Genomic DNA, 18,480 nt, shown 5'->3' on the forward strand with positions numbered 1-18,480 from the left:
ATAAACATCAAGAGAAAAGCGTCCGGAAGCATAACAGCCATAGCGAAATGGGTAAAACTTTGTCGGCGGATGATGACAAATCTCAGCGAAAAAGAAACAATAGGCGGCATCAGGTTAACTTCACTTTGTTCCGGTCATCAGGACGTTAGCCATCTATACTCATAGGCAGGATAAAAATATGCGGAGCAGGAGGAAAGCCATGCCCGGGCGCTTTGAACTGACATCTACCCTGGCGAAAATCTGGCACGCCCCGGATCATTTTCGCCTCCTGGACCCACTGCCCCCGATGCACCGCCGGGGAATTATCGCTGGCTTCCTGTTGGTGATTATCGGCATTCTGCTTCCCTCAGACGATAGCCAAAACCCGGCGTCCACCAGCCGTGAAGCAAACCTGAATCTGCAGTCGCAGTCCCAACCGCAAGCTGGCGGCAATCAGGCCGTTCCGCTGCCGCCGATCACCAATACGCCTACCGTGAGCGATGCCGACCAGATGGCGCCGGTCGCCCCGGAGCCGATTCAGGATGAGCAACCGGACCAGGCGCAAACGCAGCAGCCCGCCGCCTCCCAGCCCTATCAATCCTCATCGCAGCAGTCCGCGCCGGGCATTGAACAGCAATGGCGGACCTATCGCATCGAGTCAGGCAAAACCCTGGCCCAGCTGTTCCGCGATCATGGGCTGCCGGCCACCGACGTTTACGCCATGGCGCAGGTTGAAGGCGCAGGTAAACCATTAAGCACGTTGCAGAGCGGACAGACGGTGCAGATTCGGCAGAACGCCAACGGCGTGGTCACCGGGCTCACTATTGATACCGGCAACGGACAGCAGGTGCTGTTTACCCGCCAGTCGAACGGCAGCTTTGTGCGCGCGCGCTAGCAGCGAAGACGACAGCGAGCGTTACGCCGCCGCAAAATGAAAGGCGCTAAAAAGCAAAACGCCGGCACAAGGCCGGCGATTTGTTGTTACCAGAACGTCAGAGGCCGATTACTCAGCAACCACGTTGATGATAACTTTAGCGAAAACTTCGCTGTGAACCTGGAAGTCCACTTCGTGCTCGCCAACGTTACGCAGAACGCCGTTCGGCAGGCGAACTTCGCTCTTAGCAACTTTAACGCCTGCTGCAGTGACAGCGTCAGCGATGTCGCGAGTACCGATGGAACCGAACAGTTTACCTTCGTCGCCAGCTTTAGACGCGATGGTTACGGATTCCAGGGCGTTGATCTGCGCAGCACGAGCTTCAGCAGCTGCCAGAACGTCAGCCAGTTTGGCTTCCAGTTCAGCGCGACGTGCTTCGAAGAATTCAACGTTTTTCTTGGTAGCAGGAACAGCTTTACCCTGCGGGACCAGGAAGTTACGAGCATAGCCCGCTTTAACGTTAACCTGATCACCCAGGCTACCCAGGTTTGCTACTTTATCAAGCAGAATAACTTGCATTACCTTATCCTCTCAAAGTCGTATTAATGGACCGTGACCGATTACTGATGACGATCAGTGTACGGCAGCAGGGACAGGTAGCGAGCGCGTTTGATAGCGCGAGCCAGCTGACGCTGGTATTTTGCACGGGTACCGGTGATACGGCTCGGGACAATCTTACCGCTTTCGGTGATGTAGTTTTTCAGCGTAGCGATATCTTTATAGTCGATCTCTTGAACGCCTTCCGCGGTGAAACGGCAGAACTTGCGACGACGGAAATAACGTGCCATATGGCTAGTCTCCAGAATCTATCAATTCAATCTGCTCGGCATGCAGAACCATTTTGCTCAAGCCGTTCTTTGCCTTATGGCAAGAGATGAACCCTCGAACGGTTACTGCGCTACCGACCGTTATACTGTGAGTAATGGCCTGGTTCTCGTGACCGCTAATAATAACGGGCATTTGACACCATGCCTGCCGGTGAAAACCGGCTTCCTCCTGCACTGAACGATGCTCAAGCACGAACTGGCAGTGAGGAATTCCTGACGGGCTGACCTTACGAAGTGGAGTCCTGCAAATAATGCCGGACAGCTCCAGACGGTTGGTCATCAGGATTACTCTTCAGAATCCCCAGCTTCAGAATCATCTGCGGTTTCGTTGGCGAAATCTTCGCGACGCTCACGGCGCTCGTCTTTCGCTTTAACCATCGGAGATGCTTCGGTAACAGCGTGCTTAGTACGCATTACCATGCTGCGGATAACGGCGTCGTTGAAGCGGAAGTTAGTTTCCAGCTCATCGATCGCTTCCTGCGGCGCTTCAACGTTCAGCAGAACGTAGTGAGCTTTGTGCAGTTTGTTGATCGGATAAGCCAGCTGACGGCGGCCCCAGTCTTCCAGACGGTGGATCGTACCTGCTGCTGCAGTGATTGCACCAGTGTAACGTTCGATCATGCCCGGAACCTGTTCGCTCTGGTCAGGATGGACCATAAAAACGATTTCGTAATGACGCATCGAATTGCTCCTTACGGATTATTCAGCCTCCTGTCTGGGTCAGCCGCGGCCCATGGAGGCAAGGAACGTGTTAAAGGGCGGCTGAAAAATTGACGCGTCATTCTAATGGCGGCCCCCCAGGAACACAAGCGCATTTGCACAAATAATTCGCACTAAGCGCCAAGTGGCGCTAAGTGGGTGATTTAAAATTAACCAGCAAAGGAAGCGGCATTTTTTTGAACAACTGCATCAGAAAAGGTCGCGATACGCCGTTCAATCAGCGATTACACTTAAATCAGAAACCCAATGACCACAGGAGAGCCCCGAGTCAGCGTCAGGACTGTCAGTCAGGAGCGTAGTATATGAAACTGAAAATCATCGCCATGATGGCTGCGCTTTTCTTCAGCGCCAACGCGTTGGCAGCTATCCAAATCACCGAACGACAGGCCCGCAACATGGACGATGTGCAGAGCCTCGGCGTTATCTATATCAATCACAATATGGCCACTGAGCACGAGGCCGAACAGGTCCTTAGCCAGCTGAGCGATGCGCAGGGGGCGAAATATTTTCAGCCCATCCTGATGCACGAACCAGAAACCAACGGCCCGCTTCGCGCCAGCGCGGTGATTTACCGCTAATGTCGGGCCCATTCTTCGCCTCTCCTCGCGAGGGGCGAAGCAAGGCCAGCGGCTAAACGCAATTGAGAATAATTTTATAAATCAACTTATCAGCGTCATCGCAACCTGATTTAATCAGCCACTCGCCATTTGATATTCAGGAGTGATTGATGGTTCCGCGTTTCGCCACCTTAGGCCGCATCCCCAAAGGCGTTTGGGTACTCGGCGGCGTCAGCCTGCTGATGGATGTGTCGTCCGAGATGATCCACAGTCTCTTACCGCTGTTTATGGCCACCACCCTCGGCGCCAGCGTGATTATCATCGGTCTTATCGAGGGGCTGGCGGAAGCCACCGCCCTGATCCTGAAAATCTTCTCCGGCGCGATCAGCGACTACGTCGGTAAGCGCAAAGGGCTGGCGCTGCTGGGCTACGGCCTGGGCGCGCTCAGCAAGCCGCTGTTTGCCATCGCCCCGACCGCCGGCGTGGTGTTTAGCGCCCGCATGATCGACCGCGTAGGCAAAGGCATTCGCGGCGCGCCGCGCGACGCGCTGGTCGCCGACGTCACCCCACCGGAGATCCGCGGCGCCGCCTACGGGCTACGTCAGGCGCTGGATACCGTTGGCGCCTTTCTCGGCCCGCTGCTGGCGGTGCTGCTGATGTTTATCTGGGCCAACGATTTTCACGCTATATTCTGGGTGGCGGTTATTCCCGCCGTGCTCTCTATTCTCCTGCTGGGTTTTGGCCTGCAGGAGCCAAAATCCGCCATCGACCATCAACGCAGTAATCCGCTGAAGCGCGAAAATCTGCAAAAGCTCTCCGCCGCCTACTGGTGGGTGGTCGCCATCGGCAGCATCTTCACCCTCGCCCGCTTCAGCGAAGCCTTTCTGGTGCTGCGCGCCCAGCAGATGGAGATCCCGCTGTTTACCATTCCGCTGGTAATGGTGGCGATGAACCTGGTCTACAGCGTTACGGCCTACCCGTTCGGCAAGCTCTCTGACAGCATGAGCCACAGCAAACTGCTGCAGTGGGGACTGCTGGTGCTGATCCTCGCCGATATCGTGCTGGCCCTCAGCGCCCACTGGAGCACGCTGCTGGTCGGGGTCGCGCTGTGGGGAATTCATATGGGGATGACCCAGGGGCTGCTGGCGGCGATGGTCGCCCATACGGCGCCGCCGGCGCTACGCGGCACGGCGTTCGGTATGTTCAACCTGATGAGCGGCCTGGCGCTGTTGCTGGCCAGTACCGGCGCAGGCGTGCTGTGGGAAACCTTCGGCGCCGCTTCGACGTTTTACGCTGGCGCGATAATTTGCGTGGTCACGCTCATCGGCATGCGCGCTATGCCGTCGGCTTATCGTCAGGGCTAAAAACGGCTCCGGGGCCAGACCAGTTGCTTTACCGTGACGGTGAAAGCCCCGGAGCGCGTCGTTTACTTCTGCCCGTAGTAGGCGTTCGGCCCGTGTTTACGCAGAAAATGTTTTTCCATCAGCCAGCTGTCAATCGGCTGCAGCCGCGGATTAATGCCGCGGGCAATCCACGCCATGCGCGCCACCTCTTCCATCACCACCGCGTTGTGCACCCCCTCGTGGGCGTCTTTCCCCCAGGAGAACGGCCCGTGCTGATAGACGACGATCCCCGGCGTATGCAACGGGTTTGCCTCGCCCAGCGTTTCGATAATCACCTTTCCGGTGTTCAGCTCGTAGGCCTCATCCACCTCCTGCGCGCTAAGCGCCCGGGTGCAAGGGATATCGCCGAAAAAGTAGTCCGCATGGGTGGTGCCGAGCGCCGGGACCGCCAGCCCCGCCTGTGCCCAGGCGGTAGCGTGCGTCGAATGGGTATGCACTACCCCGCCAAGGCCGGGATAACGGCGATAGAGCGCCAGATGGGTAGCGGTATCAGAGGAGGGACGTCAGCGTGATCCGCGTTTAAAGATGCTGCTGGAAAAAGGCGACCGTCGTGGCCAGCGCCTCCGGGGTGATGCGATGGCGGACGCCTTTCTGCCAGACGCAGGTCAGCCTGGCGGCAAGATCGCTCTGCCTGAGCGCCTGCTCAAGCCGGAAGGTCTCTGCCGGCGGCACCACGTCGTCGGCATCGCCATGCCAGAGCAGCAGCGGCCGCCGGGCGAGCGACGCCAGCTGATGACTGACATCCCACTCGCTGAGGCTGTCGCCATCAAAGCCAGGCGAGGGAAACAGGGTTTGCGACAGCGAACGAAAATAACCCGACCCCATCAGGCAGGCGACGCTGTTCAGCTCGGGATGATGCGTCATGATACCCAGAGCCGTCATTCCCCCCATCGACGCCCCCGCCACCGCCAGTCGCTCTCCTTCCAGCCAGCCTTCGGCGATAATCGCCTCGCGCAGCGCGGGAAACTCTCTGAAATTCTGCTGCAGGATCGGCCAGAAGCGCTGCATCCGCCCGGTCTCATCACCGTGATAGCGCGCGCCATGCTCCGGCGCGTCCGGCATAATCACCCGGAAACCCGCCTGGGCCAGCGCCACTGCAAAGTAGCTGTAAACCAGTTTTGACGAGGTAAAGCCATGATAAAAGACGATACAGGGCAGTGGCTTATCCAGACTCTCCTGCGGGCAGGCATGCAAAATTTCGCCACCGCCGAGGTTGCGCATTTCGAGTGCAATCATTTATCGTCTCCCTTCTCTATTGTGGTTAGGCAGCATGGGAAAATGCATTCACCAGGCAACCCCGTTTGCTACGATTCATAATGTTGAGAACCCGGTTACGCTTTCACAACATTTTCATTCGAAAATCGCGTCAGAGATAACAGTTCGGGAACATTCCCCGGAAATCCTGTTAAGGCTACCACTACACTATCACTATCAGGAAACGAGATATGGTTATGCGCAGGTTTTGTCCGTGGTTACTGGCTATCGTCCTCAGCGGGTGTAGCGCTCTGCAGGGAACGCCGGAAGCCCCGCCGCCCGCCACCGACCATCCGCAGGAGATCCAGCGCAACCAGACGGCTGGCCTGCAGAAAATGGCCACGGTGAGCGTACTGATGTACGGTTCGCCGATGGATGTCGAAGCGGCGCTGAAGGCCAAAGCAGAAGCGGCCAAAGCCGATTACTACGTCATCATCATGATCGATGACACCATGGTACCCGGCCAGTGGTATTCGCAGGCGATCCTCTATCGTCGATGACGAGGCGGCGTCTTTAAATCTGCTTTACACAGCTTTGCGTCCATTCACGTTCTCCTGTGCATAATAACGTTCGGCCAGCCACCTGGCAGGACGTTAGCAACGGACTGCCCTTGGGACTACGTGAAATGGAGCTGACGATGAAACGATCTTTTACCCTATCCAGCCTGCTGTTAACCACTGCGACGGCCAACACCTCCGCGCAGTCAGCCGAATTCGCCAGCGCGGATTGCGTCACCGGCCTGAATGAAATCGGTCTGATCTCCGTCGCTAATCTTTCCGGCAGCCAACAGGATGTGGAGCACGCCATTGCCCGCAAAGCGGACGAGCAAGGCGCCTCCTGGTATCGCATTATTCAGATGTACGAGGAACAACAGCCGGACAGCTGGCGCGTGCAGGCCATTCTCTACGCCTGAGGCGCCTGACGCCCCCGCCCCATGGCCCGCAGCAGCAGGTCGTCGAGGGTCGGCGCGTCAAGACGTATGCCGCCGCGCGTGTCGAGCATCATCCGGCACCAGGCTTCGGCCAGCGGCGGCGAAGCGAAACGCAGCATCTGCGCTCCCGCCCCCAGACGATAGACCAGCCGGGCAATCTCTCTGCCCTGCTCTTCGGCGGGTCGTTTCAGCAATTGCTGCAGCTGACGCCATGCGCGGTCGAGATGGCGGTTCTGTCCTTTCACCTCCGCACACTCCGCGGCCAGCAGCTCCATCGCCGCCGGCTGCTTGCTCAGCACCCGCATCACATCGAGGCACATAATATTGCCGGAGCCTTCCCAGATGCTGTTGACCGGCATCTCGCGATACAACCGCGGCAGCTCACTCTCCTCGCAATAGCCGATCCCTCCCAGGACTTCCATCGCCTCAGCGACGAACGGGATGCCTGCCTTGCAGATGGCAAACTTGGCCGCAGGCGTAAACAGACGCGCCCAGGCGCTTTCCCGGGCATCATCCCGACGGTCCCAGGCCCGCGCCAGACGAAACAGGAACGCGGTTTGTCCTTCAAGACGGAGCGCCATTTGCCCCAGCAGCTGGCGCATCATCGGTTGATCGACCAGATTTTTACCGAACGCCTGGCGCTGTAACGCATGATACAGCGCCACCGAGAAGGCCCGGCGCATCAGGGCATGGCTACCCAGCGCGCAGTCAAAGCGGGTCAGGCCGCCCATCCTGAGGATCTGCCGCACGCCGTCGCCCTCGTCGCCCACCAGCCAGCCGCAGGCGTCATAAAACTCCACTTCGCTACTGGCGTTGGAGCGGTTGCCGAGCTTTTCTTTTAAGCGCTCCAGCCGCACGCCGTTGCGCTGTCCGTCGGGCAGCAGGCGCGGCACAAAGAAGCACGACAGACCCGCAGGCGCCTGGGCCAGCACCAGGTGGGCATCGCTCTGCGGCACCGAGAAGAACCATTTGTGTCCCACCAGCCGGTAAAACCCTTCCGCCGTTTTCTCCGCGCGGGTGGTATTGCTCAGCACATCGGAGCCCCCTTGCTTCTCGGTCATCCCCATGCCAATCAGCAGGCCGCGCTTCTGGCCGCCCGGCGCGAGGTGGGGATCGTAACGGTCGCTCAGCAGCGGCGACAGCCAGTCGCCAAAAGGCGCAGGCAGGGCGTGCTGCAGCAGAGGCGTCGCGGCGAAGGTCATGGTAATCGGGCACAGCGTTCCGGCCTCTACCTGGGCGTGGAGCAGAAAGCGAGCGGCGCGCGCGACAAACGCGCCTTCACGGGCCTCCTCCTGCCAGGCGAGATTATGCACCCGGTTCGCGCACAGCCCCTGCATCAGCAGGTGCCAGGCGGGGTGGAAGCGAACGTCGTCCAGTCGGGCGCCGGTGGCGTCATAGCGCAGCAGCTCCGGCGGGTTGCTGTTGGCCAGGCGTCCCAGCTCCAGCGATTCTGCGGTCCCCAGCTGCTGGCCAATGCTGGCGAGCAGATCGCCATCCCAGCCGGCGCCTTCACGGACCACCGCTTCACGCAGGGCGGTATCAGACAGGAACAGATTGCTGTTATTCAGCGGGGTCGGTTGATTAAAAACGGTGTGCGTTTGCCAGTGCATCGTGTCTCCCTCCATCAATGGCGATAACCATAAGTATGGTTATCCAGGGAGATACTCGCCCGCGAGAGCGGTCACAAAAAAGCCATCCCGGAGGATGGCTTTTCAGTTCCGTCAGCGGATCAGCTTAGCTGCGCTGGCGTACCGCCTCAAACAGGCAGATGCCAGTGGCCACCGAGACGTTCAGCGAGGAGACACTGCCCGCCATCGGGATACTGATCAGCTCATCACAGTGCTCGCGGGTCAGGCGGCGCATACCTTCGCCTTCCGCGCCCATCACCAGCGCCATCGGCCCGGTCATTTTGCTCTGGAACAGCGTATGGTCGGCTTCACCTGCGGTTCCGACGATCCAGACGTTCTCCTCCTGCAGCAGGCGCATGGTGCGCGCCAGGTTGGTGACGCGGATCAGCGGGACGTTCTCCGCCGCGCCGCAGGCCACTTTCTTCGCCGTCGCATTCAGCTGCGCGGAACGATCTTTCGGCACAATCACCGCGTGCACGCCGGCAGCATCGGCGCTGCGCAGGCAGGCGCCGAGGTTATGCGGATCGGTCACGCCGTCAAGGATCAACAGGAACGGCTGATCGAGCTGCGCCAGCAGATCCGGCAGATCGTTCTCCTGATACTGACGCCCCGGCTTCACACGGGCAATGATCCCCTGGTGTACCGCGCCTTCGCTCTTCTCATCGAGGAACTGGCGGTTGGCCAGCTGAATCACCACGCCCTGCGCTTCCAGCGCGTGGATCAGCGGCAGCAGGCGCTTATCCTCACGGCCTTTCAGAATATAAACTTCCTGAAAACGCTCAGGTGCGCGCTCCAGCAGTGCCTGCACCGCATGGATGCCGTAAATCATTTCACTCATTGATGTACTCGTTTTAGGTTCTGTAATCCGCCCTTAACCCCGTTCTGCGTCAGCAGACTTCAGAGTGAAGGGTGGTCAATCACTCGGCGCTCTTCTTCTTTGCCGCGCGCTTGGCTTTGGTCGCGGCGGCGATTTTCTGCGTTTTCGCCGACGGTTTTTTCGCTTTCTTCTCGCCTTTCGGCTTCGCTTTCGCCTGGTCTTTTTCTTTGCGGAACGCGCTGTCCGGCTCGAAGTTCACTTGCTTACCAACCTGACGACGACGGCCGCCCGGTTTGCCGGAGGTGCTCTTTTTCGCTTTCTCACGGGCGGTTTTGCCGACATTACGCGGCGCGCGCTCGCTGGAGATCAGGGTAAAGTCGATTTTACGCTCGTCCATGTTGACCGCTTCCACACGGACTTCCACGCGGTCGCCCAGGCGATAGGTCTGCCCGCCGGACTCGCCGATCAGACGCTGCCCCACCTGGTCGAAACGATAGTAGTCGTTATCGAGGGAGGAAACATGCACCAGGCCGTCGATAAACAGATCGTTGAGACGAACGAAGAAGCCAAAGCCGGTCACGCTGGCGATAACCCCGGAGAAGATATTGCCTACCTGATCCTGCATGAAGTCACACTTCAGCCAGTCGGAGACTTCGCGCGTCGCTTCATCGGCGCGACGTTCGGTCATCGAGCAGTGCTCGCCCAGCTGCAGCATCTCTTCCATGCTGTAGTGCCAGCCGCCAGTCTCCGTGCTATTGCCTTTATGCCCCTGCTCTTTGGCCAGCAGATATTTGATGGCGCGGTGCAGCGACAGATCCGGGTAACGACGGATCGGCGAGGTGAAGTGGGCATAGGACTGCAGCGCGAGGCCAAAGTGGCCGCGGTTTTCCGGATCGTAGACCGCCTGCTTCATCGACCGCAGGAGCATCGTCTGCAGCATTTCCGCATCCGGGCGATCGGCGATGGAGGTCAGCAGTTCTGCGTAATCGCGCGGCTCCGGCTTGTTGCCGCCCGGCAGTTCCAGACCCAGCTCCGCCAGCACGCTGCGGAACGCGGTAATCGCCTCGGTGCTCGGCTTATCGTGAATACGGAACAGCGCCGGCTCTTGCGCCTTCTCAACGAAGCGCGCAGCGGAGATGTTCGCCAGGATCATGCACTCTTCAATCAGCTTGTGCGCATCGTTACGCTGGGTCTGTTCGATACGCTCGATACGGCGCTCGGCGTTGAAGATGAATTTAGCTTCTTCACTTTCAAATGAGATACCGCCGCGCTCTTCGCGGGCGCCATCCAGCACCTTGTAGAGGTTATGCAGTTCTTCAATATGCTTCACCAGCGGCGCGTAGTGCTCACGCAGCTCCTGGTCGCCCTGCAGCATATGCCACACCTTGGTATAGGTCAGGCGAGCATGTGAACTCATCACCGCTTCATAGAATTTATAACCGGTCAGACGGCCTTTTGACGAAATCGTCATCTCGCACACCATGCACAGGCGATCGACCTGCGGGTTCAGCGAGCACAGACCGTTAGACAGCACTTCCGGCAGCATCGGCACCACCTGCGACGGGAAGTAGACCGAGGTTCCGCGGCTGCGCGCTTCAGCGTCCAGCGGCGTCCCTGGACGCACGTAGTAGCTGACGTCGGCAATGGCTACCCACAGGCGCCAGCCGCCGCCGCGTTTCTTCTCGCAGTACACCGCGTCATCGAAGTCGCGGGCATCTTCGCCGTCAATGGTGACCAGCGGCAGGGAGCGCAGATCGACGCGCCCGGCTTTCGCCTCTTCCGGCACCTGCTCTTTCAGGCCGGAAACCTGGTTTTCTACCGCCGGCGGCCAGACGTATGGAATTTCATGGGTGCGCAGCGCCATATCGACGGCCATGCCGGTACCCATGTTGTCGCCCAGCACTTCGACGATTTTCCCCACGGCTTTGGTGCGGCGGGTCGGGCGCTGGGTCAGCTCGACCACCACCACGTAGCCCATCCGCGCGCCCATAATCTCTTCCGGCGGGATCAGGATATCGAAGCTCAGGCGACTGTCGTCCGGGACGACGAAACCGACGCCAGCGTCGGTAAAGTAGCGGCCAACAATCTGGCTGGTTTTCGGCACCAGGACGCGGACAATGCGCGCTTCGCGGCGGCCCTTGCGGTCCGCGCCCAGCGGTTGGGCCAGCACCTGGTCGCCATGAATACAGGTTTTCATCTGCTCTGACGACAGGTAGAGATCGTCTTTGCGCCCTTCAACGCGCAGGAAACCATAGCCATCACGGTGGCCGATAACGGTTCCTTTGAGGAGATCAAGGCGCTCCGGCAGCGCATAGCACTGACGGCGGGTGAAGACCAGCTGACCGTCGCGCTCCATCGCGCGCAGGCGGCGGCGCAGCGCTTCGGTTTGCTCTTCGCCCTCGATATTTAACTCGATGGCCAGCTCATCGCGGCTGGCAGGCTTTTCCCGTTTGGTTAAATGTTCGAGGATAAATTCCCGGCTCGGGATTGGGTTCGCGTACTTCTCAGCTTCGCGTTCCTGGAATGGATCTTGTGACATATCGGTTCCTCCGTTGTCATCTCCGGCAGAGTGGCGTCACTCCACCAGCAATAATTTATAAAGCGGTTGATTCTTCTCAACCAAATCAGCCAGCGTATAGTTATCCAGTTCCTTGAGAAAACTCTGCGCGGCTTCAGCTAGCGCCTGTTTCAAACGACAGGCTGGTGTAATGTGGCAAAACTCGCTGCTGCAGTTGACCAGCGATAAGGGTTCAAGGTCGCGCACCACGTCACCGACGCGGATCTGTCCTGCTGGTTTGCCGAGGCGAATGCCCCCGTTCTTCCCCCGCACGGCAGTTACGTAGCCCATGCGACTTAACTGATTGATTATTTTAACCATATGATTACGGGAGACGCCATAGACCTCGGTCACTTCCGAGATACTGGTCATCCGTCCTTCCGGCAGCGACGCCATATAAATCAGCGCCCGTAGTCCGTAATCGGTGAAACTCGTTAACTGCACATAAACCTCAGGGAAAAGAAAACAGGGTATGTCGAGCGACATCATTATTATTGATGATAAACCAGCCAGCGCTCAGGCCGCTAATTTATTTAAAATGGGGCGGGCGAACAGCAAAAACAAGGGCGCCCGAACGGCGCCCCTTGCGAGTGATTATGCGTCGAACGGGTCGCGCAGAATCATGGTCTCGGTACGGTCTGGACCGGTAGAGATGATATCAACCGGAACGCCGGTCAGCTCTTCAATACGCTGGATGTAGTTCAGCGCTGCCTGCGGCAGGCCGCTGCGCTCTTTCACGCCGAAGGTGGTTTCAGACCAGCCCGGCATGGTTTCGTAGATAGGCTCGATACCTTCCCAGTTGTCGGCTGCCAGCGGAGTGGTGGTCACTTCGCGGCCATCCGGCATACGGTAGCCAACGCAGATTTTCACTTCTTTCAGGCCGTCGAGGACGTCCAGTTTAGTCAGGCAGAAGCCGGACAGGGAGTTAATCTGCACCGCGCGACGAACCGCGACGGCGTCCAGCCAGCCGGTACGACGACGACGACCGGTGGTGGCGCCGAATTCGTTACCCTGCTTGCAGAGGAACTCGCCGGTTTCATCAAACAGCTCGGTCGGGAACGGACCCGCGCCTACGCGAGTCGAGTAAGCTTTGATGATACCCAGAACGTAATCCACATAACGCGGGCCCAGGCCGGAGCCGGTCGCCACGCCACCGGCGGTGGTGTTGGAAGAGGTTACGTACGGATAAGTACCATGGTCGATATCCAGCAGCGTGCCCTGCGCGCCTTCGAACATCACGAAGTCGCCGCGTTTACGCGCCTGATCCAGCAGGTCGGAAACGTCCACCACCATGCCGGTCAGGATGTCGGCAATCGCCATCACATCGTCCAGCACTTTCTGGTAGTCAACGGCTTCTGCTTTGTAGAAGTTCACCAGCTGGAAGTTGTGATATTCCATCACTTCTTTCAGTTTATCGGCGAAGGTTGCTTTATCGAACAGATCGCCAACGCGCAGACCGCGACGAGCGACTTTATCTTCGTAAGCCGGGCCGATGCCGCGACCGGTGGTGCCGATCGCCTTCGCGCCGCGCGCTTTTTCACGCGCCACGTCCAGCGCCACGTGATAGTCAAGGATAAGCGGGCAGGCTTCAGAGAGCAGCAGACGCTCGCGAACCGGGATACCACGGTCTTCCAGGCCCTTCATCTCTTTCATCAGCGCAGCCGGAGACAGCACGACGCCGTTACCGATGATGCTGGTGACGTTTTCACGCAGAATGCCTGATGGAATAAGATGGAGAACGGTTTTTTCACCGTTGATTACGAGAGTATGGCCGGCGTTGTGACCACCCTGGTAGCGCACAACATATTTAGCCCGTTCTGTCAGGAGATCGACGATCTTCCCTTTACCTTCGTCACCCCATTGGGTGCCCAGTACGACGACGTTGTTACCCATTTTTCAAAATCACCGTTTGCTTAAAAATGGATTCTACCATCGCTTTTTCAGAGTTACAGCACTTTTTGCATCCAAAATAAGGCAAATCCGACCACTTTTTGATCAGCCAATCGATTTCCTCAACATGTAGTAGATCACAATCCCGGCAACCACAAGTCCGCCGCCAAAGCGCCGCAATAAATTATCCGGGAGCTGGCTCAGGCTGGCGACCATCTTGCGCCAGGCGCGCGGATAAAGTAGCGGGCCAAGCCCTTCGAGTACTAAAACCAGCGCCAGCGCCAGCCAAATGGTGGAGTTCATCGTCAACCCTAATTGAAAAGTATCATCGCCGCCTTCGCAGGCGTCATCGGCCAGCACAGTGAATTCATTCACTCATTTCACATTGTCCCGTATTTCAGCTTCATTATGAACCAGCAAAGTGAAACATAATTCACAACTAATTGTATTGATGGATATTTTTTAAACTGTAACTATGCCGTCGCGTACTACAACCCGGTACGTCTACATAATCAGGAAGATTATCATGAGAGAATTAACCGCATTTGAAATCGAAAATGTGAGCGGCGCAGGCTGGTTACAGGATGGCCTGGCCTCCTTAGGTAGTAAGGTCGGCGCCGCCGTATGGACGATGGGCACCGATGCCCTGAGCATCAACCTGCCGCTGCTTGGCACCATTAATCTGGCCGATCTGGCGCCGGACCTGGGCAAAACCCTGGGCGAAAGCGTTGGCTCATCTATCGGCGGCACCATCGAGAGTACGCTGGCGAGCCTGCCGGTGATCGGCGGCCTGCTGAACAAGCTGCTCGGCAACTAATTCACGCCGTCGTAGCATAAAAAAAGGCGCCTGTCTCAGGCGCCTTTTTGCATTAACCACTGTAGGTTACTGTCATCTTCGACTTATTTACGCACCGAATCCGGTGAACGCATATAGCGGAAGAAATCGCTATCCGGGCTCAGGACCATGACATCCTGATTGCTCTGGAAGCTCTTCTCATAGGCGCGCAGGCTACGAATAAAGGAATAGAAGCCCGGATCCTGGCTGAACGCGTCGGCAAACAGTTTTGCCGATTCCGCATCGCCTTCACCACGCAGGATACGGCCCTGGCGCTCGGCTTCCGCCAGCGTCTTGGTGACTTCATAGTCCGCGGTCGCGCGCAGTTTTTCCGCCTCTTCCTGACCCTGTGAACGGTGGCGACGAGCAACCGCTTCACGCTCCGCGCGCATACGGTTGTAGATCGCTTCCGACACTTCCGCCGGCAGGTTGATCTGCTTGATACGCACGTCGACGACTTCAATACCCAGCGCCGCCATACTGTTCGGGTTGATCACCTGCACTTTGCCGTTGGTTTCAGCTTCCACGCGCTCTGCCGCTTTGGCAATCGCGTCGTCAGCTGCCGGCGTGCTAACCTCGTCTTCCGTACCGGCCGACCCTGAGTTCAGCGCATCACGCACTTCCAGCGTCAGACGGCCACGGGAGTCGGTGACGATGTCTTTCACATCCAGACGGCCGATTTCAGAACGCAGACGGTCCGAGAATTTACGCTTCAGCAGCACCTCTGCCTGGGAGACGTCGCCGCCGCCGGTGGCCAGGTAGTAACGGCTGAAGTCGCTGATGCGCCATTTAATATAGGAGTCGACGATCAGGTCTTTCTTCTCTTTGGTGACAAATCGGTCAGCCTGGTTATCCATGGTCTGAATACGCGCATCCAGCATTTTCACCGATTCGATAAACGGGATCTTGAAGTGCAGGCCTGGCGCATATACCAGCGGCTTGTTTTCGTCGTCACGCAGAACTTTACCGAAACGCAGCGTGATACCGCGCTCGCCCTCCTTCACGACAAAGACTGACATGTAGAGCACTACCAGCACGATGACAATGATCGCGATAACAGATTTACGCATCGTTATTCCCCCTGACGCTGGTAGTCGTTACGCTGCGCGTTAGCGCGGCGTTGGTCCATAATGCTACCCCCGGTTGAGCTCGAGGTTGATGAGGTGCTGGCGCTGCCAGTGCTGGATGCAGGCGGCAGACGCAGCAGATCGCTGGCGTCACTGCTATCGCTCTTTGCTGCCGGCGCAGCGGCGCCTTTCAGCATCTGGTCCAGCGGCAGAACCATGAGATTGCCGTTTTTGCTGTCATTAACCAGCACTTTACGGGTGTGGCTCAGCACTTTTTCCATCGTTTCGATGTACAGACGCTCGCGGGTAATCTCCGGCGCGGCTTTGTATTCCGGCAGGATCTTAGCAAAGCGAGCCACTTCACCCTGGGCTTCCAGGACGGTCTGGGTCTTATAGGCGCGTGCCTCTTCGAGGATACGCTGCGCCTGACCATTCGCGCGCGGCTGGACTTCGTTGGTGTAAGCCTCCGCTTCACGAATGTATTGCTGTTCGTTCTCACGCGCGGCAATGGCATCGTCAAACGCGGCTTTCACCTCTTCCGGCGGACGTGCCGTCTGGAAGTTGACGTCCAGCAGAGTGATGCCCATGTTGTACGGGCGAATCGTCTCTTCCAGCTCACGCTGAGTATCGCTACGGATCACGGTACGACCTTCGGTCAGAATGCGATCCATGGTGTATTTACCGATCACCCCGCGCAGCGCGCTGTCGGTGGCCTGACGCAGGCTGTCGTCCGCGCTGGTGACGCTAAACAGATAGCGCTCCGGATCGGTGACGCGGTACTGCACGTTCATCTCAACGCGCACCACGTTTTCGTCAGAGGTCAACATGACGCCGGACGCCGCCAGTTCACGTACCGACTCCACGTTTACTGCCTGCACGTTATCGATAAAGGTCGGCTTCCAGTTCAGGCCCGGCTCAACCAGATGGCTGAACTTACCAAAACGGGTGACCACGCCGCGTTCGGCTTCTTTAATAGTATAGAAACCGCTGGCCGCCCAGATAATCACTGCCGCCGCGGCAACGATGCCGACAATACGCCCGCCCATCGGTCCGCGAGGTCCCTGCGCGCTATTGCCGCCGCCCAGTCCGCCCTTGCCGCCGCCGAGCCCGCCAAGTTTTTTACTTAACTTGCGGAAGATATCATCCAGATCCGGCGGCCCCTGCTCGCGACCGCCTTTGTTGCCATTTCCCTCAGAGTTGCCGCCAGGTTTGCTGCTCCCCCACGGGTCGCGGTCCTGTCCGTTATTACCGGGCTGATTCCACGCCATGTATATGCTCCATATTTGTTTTTGATATCCCCACAGGGGTCAATATCTTCAGGCAAGCTGCAAGGTCAAACCACATAGTCAACAAGCGTTGGCTCTTGCTTACAGAGGCGCCGCCAGTCAACGATCGGCATGCGCACCTGCAGACTCACGCTGCCGTCATCCTCCATCCACTCTTTTTCTATCGCCTGAAGCTGATAGAAACGGCTTCTCAGTCGCCCTTCTTTCGGCGGTAAGCGCAGCGTATGCTGGGCCACTTCACCGGAAAGGCGCTCCGTTAACGCCTGAAAAAGCAGTGGTACGCCAACCCCGGTCTGAGCGGAAAGCCAGACCCGAATCGGTTTATTTTCATCGTCGCGATCGATGCGCGGTTCAAAATCGTCCAGCATGTCGATTTTGTTCATCACCAGCAGCGCCGGGATCTCATCGGCCTCAATTTCAGCGAGAACCGTATTTACCGCATCAATGTTTTCCTGCACGCGGACATCCGCCGCGTCAATCACATGCAGCAGCAGCGTCGCCTGACGCGTCTCCTGCAACGTCGCTTTAAACGCGGCCACCAGATCGTGCGGCAGGTGGCGAATAAAGCCGACGGTATCGGCCAGCACCGTTTCGCCGACGTCAGGGACGTCAATGCGGCGCAGCGTCGGGTCCAGGGTCGCGAACAGCTGGTTCGCGGCATAGACCTCGGCGGCGGTGATCTGGTTAAAGAGCGTTGATTTTCCGGCGTTGGTGTAGCCCACCAGCGACACGGTTGGAATATCGGCTTTCGCGCGCGACCGCCGCCCCTGCTCACGCTGTTTTTCGACTTTTTCCAGCCGCGACAGGATCTGCATGATGCGGTTACGCAATAAACGACGGTCAGTTTCGAGCTGGGTTTCACCCGGGCCACGCAAACCGATCCCGCCCTTTTGTCTTTCAAGGTGGGTCCAGCCGCGGACAAGGCGGGTCGCCATATGGCGCAGCTGCGCCAGCTCGACCTGCAGTTTCCCTTCATGGGTGCGCGCGCGCTGAGCGAAAATATCTAAAATAAGACCGGTACGATCGATAACCCGGCATTCGCACAGGCGTTCCAGGTTGCGTTCTTGCGCCGGACTCAGGGCATGATCGAAGAGCACGACCGAAGCGCCGGTCGCTTTAACGGCTTCCGCAATTTCGACTGCCTTACCTTCACCAACAAAATACTTCGGGTGCGGTGCTTTACGGCTACCGGTAATCACCTGCATTGCTTCGACACCGGCGGAAGAGGCCAGAGTTTCAAACTCCTGGAGGTCTTCCATATCTTTGTCTTGCGAAAAATAGATGTGTACCAGTACCGCCTGCTCACCGGCGTCATAACGGTCAAACAAGCGTAAACCCCTTATAAAATACCAGCGGGGAACGCAGAAAACCTGGCTCCCCGGCGTGGAAAAACAGCACTAGCCTTATTCGGCGTCGTCGCTGTCTTGTTGTGGCGCAGAAGAGCCCTGCGCGCTACCACCGTGGTGATAGTTACTGGAACCGCCGCCAGCATTGTTGCTGTGGTGAGACACCGGGCGAGACGGGACAACAGTAGAAATTGCGTGCTTATAGACCATCTGGCTGACCGTGTTCTTCAACAGGATCACGAACTGATCGAAAGACTCAATTTGCCCTTGCAGCTTGATACCATTCACCAAATAAATAGAAACCGGAACGCGTTCCCGACGCAAAGCGTTCAGGAACGGATCTTGTAAAGATTGCCCCTTAGCCATTCTCTCTTTTCCTTATATGTATGCTTGTTTTGTACTCAGAACCTTACGATTCTCAAAAAAAATTACGCACGATACCGTTTAAT

At 57.9% G+C, this 18,480-nt stretch carries 21 protein-coding genes and 1 pseudogene; 6 read left to right on the forward strand and 16 right to left on the reverse strand.

Annotation, left to right across the window (positions count from 1 at the left end; translation table 11 throughout):
- Positions 1–199 precede the first annotated feature (199 nt).
- A complete protein-coding gene (locus tag LGM20_RS23170) occupies positions 200–874 on the forward strand; it encodes a LysM-like peptidoglycan-binding domain-containing protein (RefSeq protein ID WP_023291729.1) in 675 nt (224 codons plus the stop codon).
- A gap of 108 nt (positions 875–982) precedes the next feature.
- On the opposite strand, the gene rplI is transcribed toward LGM20_RS23170, so the two are convergent.
- The 4 genes from rplI to rpsF are packed head-to-tail and all read right to left on the reverse strand — an operon-like array spanning position 983 to position 2,421.
- A complete protein-coding gene (gene rplI, locus LGM20_RS23175) occupies positions 983–1,432 on the reverse strand; it encodes a 50S ribosomal protein L9 (protein ID WP_004206464.1) in 450 nt (149 codons plus the stop codon).
- 41 nt (positions 1,433–1,473) lie between these two features.
- On the reverse strand, positions 1,474–1,701 hold the full coding sequence (gene rpsR, locus LGM20_RS23180; RefSeq protein WP_000135199.1) for a 30S ribosomal protein S18: 228 nt from the start codon (positions 1,699–1,701) through the stop codon (positions 1,474–1,476).
- Between the two features lie 4 nt (positions 1,702–1,705).
- Positions 1,706–2,020, reverse strand: a complete 315-nt coding sequence (priB, locus tag LGM20_RS23185; RefSeq protein WP_002885722.1) for a primosomal replication protein N — start codon at positions 2,018–2,020, stop codon at positions 1,706–1,708.
- A gap of 5 nt (positions 2,021–2,025) precedes the next feature.
- Positions 2,026–2,421, reverse strand: a complete 396-nt coding sequence (gene rpsF / locus LGM20_RS23190; protein ID WP_008807174.1) for a 30S ribosomal protein S6 — start codon at positions 2,419–2,421, stop codon at positions 2,026–2,028.
- Between the two features lie 341 nt (positions 2,422–2,762).
- Here rpsF and LGM20_RS23195 point away from each other — a divergent pair, with 341 nt between their 5' ends.
- Both LGM20_RS23195 and LGM20_RS23200 read left to right on the forward strand, forming a co-directional pair.
- Positions 2,763–3,038 carry a YdgH/BhsA/McbA family protein gene (locus tag LGM20_RS23195; protein WP_044525188.1) on the forward strand — a complete coding sequence of 92 codons (276 nt, stop codon included), beginning with the start codon at positions 2,763–2,765 and terminating at the stop codon, positions 3,036–3,038.
- A gap of 149 nt (positions 3,039–3,187) precedes the next feature.
- The gene (locus LGM20_RS23200) at positions 3,188–4,381 is read left to right on the forward strand and encodes an MFS transporter (RefSeq protein WP_023291728.1); all 1,194 of its coding nucleotides are present in this window, start codon (positions 3,188–3,190) and stop codon (positions 4,379–4,381) included.
- Between the two features lie 62 nt (positions 4,382–4,443).
- Here LGM20_RS23200 and LGM20_RS23205 read toward each other — a convergent pair.
- Together LGM20_RS23205 and yjfP are read right to left on the reverse strand one after the other, a co-directional pair.
- Positions 4,444–4,923, reverse strand: a pseudogene (locus LGM20_RS23205) (class II aldolase/adducin family protein); the annotation flags it as partial.
- A 16-nt stretch (positions 4,924–4,939) separates the two neighbouring features.
- Positions 4,940–5,656, reverse strand: coding sequence for an esterase (gene yjfP, locus LGM20_RS23210; protein WP_023291719.1), 717 nt, complete (start codon positions 5,654–5,656; stop codon positions 4,940–4,942).
- Between the two features lie 209 nt (positions 5,657–5,865).
- On the opposite strand from yjfP, the gene bsmA reads away from it, so the two are divergent.
- The gene (gene bsmA, locus LGM20_RS23215) at positions 5,866–6,174 is read left to right on the forward strand and encodes a biofilm peroxide resistance protein BsmA (RefSeq protein ID WP_023291718.1); all 309 of its coding nucleotides are present in this window, start codon (positions 5,866–5,868) and stop codon (positions 6,172–6,174) included.
- Positions 6,175–6,311: 137 nt separating this feature from the next.
- On the forward strand, positions 6,312–6,587 hold the full coding sequence (yjfN, locus tag LGM20_RS23220; protein WP_004206450.1) for a DUF1471 family protease activator YjfN: 276 nt from the start codon (positions 6,312–6,314) through the stop codon (positions 6,585–6,587).
- Here yjfN and LGM20_RS23225 read toward each other — a convergent pair.
- From LGM20_RS23225 to LGM20_RS23250, 6 genes are all read right to left on the reverse strand, one after another.
- The gene (locus LGM20_RS23225) at positions 6,578–8,215 is read right to left on the reverse strand and encodes an isovaleryl-CoA dehydrogenase (protein ID WP_023291717.1); all 1,638 of its coding nucleotides are present in this window, start codon (positions 8,213–8,215) and stop codon (positions 6,578–6,580) included. The genes yjfN and LGM20_RS23225 overlap by 10 nt on opposite strands.
- Positions 8,216–8,339: 124 nt before the next feature.
- Positions 8,340–9,071 carry a 23S rRNA (guanosine(2251)-2'-O)-methyltransferase RlmB gene (rlmB, locus tag LGM20_RS23230; RefSeq protein ID WP_002885669.1) on the reverse strand — a complete coding sequence of 244 codons (732 nt, stop codon included), beginning with the start codon at positions 9,069–9,071 and terminating at the stop codon, positions 8,340–8,342.
- Between the two features lie 79 nt (positions 9,072–9,150).
- Positions 9,151–11,589, reverse strand: a complete 2,439-nt coding sequence (gene rnr / locus LGM20_RS23235) for a ribonuclease R (RefSeq protein WP_023291716.1) — start codon at positions 11,587–11,589, stop codon at positions 9,151–9,153.
- Between the two features lie 36 nt (positions 11,590–11,625).
- Complete coding sequence (gene nsrR, locus LGM20_RS23240) at positions 11,626–12,051, reverse strand: nitric oxide-sensing transcriptional repressor NsrR (RefSeq protein ID WP_002885667.1); 426 nt, start codon at positions 12,049–12,051, stop codon at positions 11,626–11,628.
- A gap of 150 nt (positions 12,052–12,201) precedes the next feature.
- On the reverse strand, positions 12,202–13,500 hold the full coding sequence (locus tag LGM20_RS23245; RefSeq protein ID WP_012543110.1) for an adenylosuccinate synthase: 1,299 nt from the start codon (positions 13,498–13,500) through the stop codon (positions 12,202–12,204).
- Positions 13,501–13,602: 102 nt separating this feature from the next.
- Complete coding sequence (locus LGM20_RS23250) at positions 13,603–13,800, reverse strand: DUF2065 domain-containing protein (RefSeq protein WP_002885664.1); 198 nt, start codon at positions 13,798–13,800, stop codon at positions 13,603–13,605.
- Between the two features lie 223 nt (positions 13,801–14,023).
- Here LGM20_RS23250 and LGM20_RS23255 point away from each other — a divergent pair, with 223 nt between their 5' ends.
- On the forward strand, positions 14,024–14,314 hold the full coding sequence (locus LGM20_RS23255; protein WP_023291715.1) for a hypothetical protein: 291 nt from the start codon (positions 14,024–14,026) through the stop codon (positions 14,312–14,314).
- Positions 14,315–14,397: 83 nt separating this feature from the next.
- Here LGM20_RS23255 and hflC read toward each other — a convergent pair whose 3' ends face one another.
- From hflC to hfq, 4 genes are all read right to left on the reverse strand, one after another.
- On the reverse strand, positions 14,398–15,402 hold the full coding sequence (gene hflC, locus LGM20_RS23260) for a protease modulator HflC (RefSeq protein ID WP_004192484.1): 1,005 nt from the start codon (positions 15,400–15,402) through the stop codon (positions 14,398–14,400).
- Between the two features lie 2 nt (positions 15,403–15,404).
- On the reverse strand, positions 15,405–16,667 hold the full coding sequence (gene hflK / locus LGM20_RS23265; protein WP_004206443.1) for an FtsH protease activity modulator HflK: 1,263 nt from the start codon (positions 16,665–16,667) through the stop codon (positions 15,405–15,407).
- A gap of 65 nt (positions 16,668–16,732) precedes the next feature.
- Positions 16,733–18,013 (reverse strand): ribosome rescue GTPase HflX, encoded by a 1,281-nt coding sequence (hflX, locus tag LGM20_RS23270; protein ID WP_004146725.1) that lies wholly within the window; start codon positions 18,011–18,013, stop codon positions 16,733–16,735.
- 75 nt (positions 18,014–18,088) lie between these two features.
- Positions 18,089–18,397 carry an RNA chaperone Hfq gene (gene hfq / locus LGM20_RS23275; protein ID WP_002885659.1) on the reverse strand — a complete coding sequence of 103 codons (309 nt, stop codon included), beginning with the start codon at positions 18,395–18,397 and terminating at the stop codon, positions 18,089–18,091.
- Positions 18,398–18,480: the final 83 nt, after the last annotated feature.

The organism is Klebsiella quasipneumoniae subsp. quasipneumoniae (assembly GCF_020525925.1).
In the GTDB taxonomy this organism is placed as follows: Bacteria; Pseudomonadota; Gammaproteobacteria; order Enterobacterales; family Enterobacteriaceae; genus Klebsiella; species Klebsiella quasipneumoniae.